3 protein-coding genes are annotated in these 2,388 nt (G+C 64.4%); 2 read left to right on the forward strand and 1 reads right to left on the reverse strand.

What is annotated here, in order from left to right; genetic code table 11:
• The first annotated feature begins 57 nt into the window (after window positions 1–57).
• A complete protein-coding gene (locus ENZ74_RS29420; RefSeq protein WP_013531009.1) occupies window positions 58–579 on the forward strand; it encodes a hypothetical protein in 522 nt (173 codons plus the stop codon).
• 41 nt (window positions 580–620) lie between these two features.
• Here the strand turns inward: ENZ74_RS29420 and ENZ74_RS29425 are convergent, their stop codons facing one another.
• A complete protein-coding gene (locus ENZ74_RS29425; RefSeq protein WP_063168286.1) occupies window positions 621–1,604 on the reverse strand; it encodes a Dyp-type peroxidase in 984 nt (327 codons plus the stop codon).
• Between the two features lie 129 nt (window positions 1,605–1,733).
• Between ENZ74_RS29425 and ENZ74_RS29430 the strand changes: the two genes are divergently transcribed.
• On the forward strand, window positions 1,734–2,388 hold a 655-nt coding region (locus ENZ74_RS29430; protein ID WP_127313204.1), incomplete at its 3' end, for an AsmA family protein.

Raw genomic sequence — 2,388 nt, forward strand, 5'->3', positions numbered from 1 at the left:
AGGCTTGGCCGGTAGCAGGGCCTGAAGCCAACAGGCGTGCCAGCGGAGGAGGATGCCATGGCGATTTCACGCAAGGAAGAAGCGCGCGCGCTGAGTGCCGACGAACACGATCTGGTGGAGAAGTCTCACCATCCGGCGGTGCAGGAGCTCTCCGACGCCGATCTTGCCGGCCTGGTCAAGCTGTTGCGGGAGCGGCGCGACAAGGCGCAGACCGAAGCACACCGCCGCCGGCGTGAGATCCGGGGCAAGGGCGCGGCGAAGGGCGCTACGCCTTCGAAGGCTGATGGCGGGTCGCAGCTCAAGCTTGCGGTGCTGGCCATGGCCATGCGGCGCCTGAATGGCGAGGCCGAGCGGCGCCGGCAACTGGCCGCCAGCGTTTCGCTGATCGAGAATGCGCGCAAGGCATTGGTGATGAAGCAAGGGGCGGCATCGGACGGCCCCGCCTTCAACTCGCGCACCGCGCGCAGGGGTATGCGGCCGGTGGCGAACCAGAGGGCGCCGGATCTGGTCCGGCCAATGGAACTCGGCCGGCAGCGCAGGGCGGCCAAGGTGGCACAGGCAAAGCGCGACGCACGCTGAATTCGCGGTGATCGCGGGCTGAAATCGTTGAGGACGCCTGCCTACCGTGCGGCAGGCTTCGCCTGTCCGCCCTCGACAAGCGTCTGCAGCATGGGGCGGGTTGGCGCGAAGAATGTCGTGCCGGTGTGCGGTGTGGAGAAATCGAGCAGGCGGTCGTAGGCGCCCGGCGGCTCGCCGATATACATGCGCTGCAGCATTTTTTCGGTGACCCAAAGATATCTGGAATAGCCGATGAAGTAGGTGCCGAACTCGTTCTGCCCCGGCCTGCCAAACGGCATGTTGTCGCGCAAAATATCGTACTCGTTGCCGGCGGCATCCTCGATGGTGGCCAGCGACTTGTGCGATTTGCGCGGCGCATCGTCATCGTCGATTTCGATGTTGTCGATCTTGGTGCGGCCGATGATCGCTTCCTGCTCGGGCGTCGGAATGCGCGCCCAGGCCTGCATGTCGTGGAGATATTTCTGGACGACGACATAGCTGCCGCCGGCGAAGTCGGCGTCTTCATCGCCGATGAGCGCAGAGGCGGGCAAGTCGAGGCCGGTCGGGTTGGCGGTCCCGTCGACGAAGCCGAGCAGGTCGCGCGCATCGAAATAGCGAAAGCCGGAAACCTCATCGATGACGCTTACGCCGTCACCGAGATTGTCGAGCAGGATGCGCTCGAACTCGAAGCACATATCGGGTCGCTCGGAGCGGATGTGGAAGAGGAGATCGCCGGCGGTCGAAGGCGCCGAATGAACGGCACCCTTGATCGGTGCGAACGGTTTCAGTTCCAGCGGCCGCCGGTCTGGAGAAAGACGATCCCAGAGATCGCGGCCGATGCCGGCAATGCACGACAGCCGCCCGGAGAGATCGCGGAACCCGACGGTTTTGATGAGATCGTCGAGCCCGCCGAGCACGGAGGCAACCTTGGCGAGCGCGCTCTGCTCGCTGGCGACGGCGACGACAAGAAAGACCGCCGAAAGGGACAGCGGAGCGTCGACACTTTGCGCATCGATCGGCACGCGATCCCAGTTCTTGCCCGACATCCGATTTCTCCGCTTCGCCGGGATTTGTTTCAGATCACCGGAGATCGCGCAACTGGATGAATTGCCTCTTTATCGACACGCGGATGCGGGTAGAGTGCGGCAGAATTTCAATCAACCCATTCGGAGCTGATGCTCGCACGCCTGTTCGTGATCTTCGGTGGCCTGTTCGTGCTGGTGCTGTGTGCGGCGCTGGTGGTGCCGTATTTTATCGACTGGACCGGCTACCGCGCCGACTTCGAGCGCGAGGCGAGCGCCATTCTCGGCCGCAAGGTGACCGTGCAGGGCGACGCCACCGCAAGGCTGTTGCCGTTTCCCTCGGTGACCTTCTCGAATGTCGCCGTCGCCGGCGGCCCCAACGGCCAGCCGGCCATGACGGTCGAGACGTTTTCAATGGACGCGGAACTGGCGCCCTTCCTGCGCGGTGAAGTGCTGATCTTCGACATGCGGCTGGTGCGGCCGAAAGCGACCATCGATATCGCCAATGACGGCACGGTCGACTGGGCGATGCGGCCGTCCTCGCCCTTCGACCCCAGCCAGATCTCGATCGAGAAGCTGACGGTGACGGAGGGTCAGATCGAAGTTCGCCATGCCGCTGGCGGGCGCAGCCATCTGTTTTCCGAGATCAATTCGACCGTCTCGGCCAAGTCGCTGGCCGGCCCATGGCGCATGGACGGCACGCTGCGGCTGGACGGGTTGCGCACCGCGGTCACCGCGTCCACCGGCAAGGCCGAAGGCTCAGGACAGATGCGGTTTCGGCTGAAAGCCAATCCGGACGCGTATCCGC

Source organism: Mesorhizobium sp. M7A.F.Ca.CA.002.15.2.1 (assembly GCF_003998715.1).
GTDB lineage: Bacteria > Pseudomonadota > Alphaproteobacteria > Rhizobiales > Rhizobiaceae > Mesorhizobium > Mesorhizobium ciceri.

What these genes read in the sequence shown, in the direction of transcription:
- ENZ74_RS29420 (WP_013531009.1), top strand. Translation starts at nt 58, where the DNA reads ATGGCGATTTCACGCAAGGAAGAAGCGCGCGCGCTGAGTGCCGACGAA.
- ENZ74_RS29425 (WP_063168286.1), bottom strand. Translation starts at nt 1,604, where the DNA reads ATGTCGGGCAAGAACTGGGATCGCGTGCCGATCGATGCGCAAAGTGTC.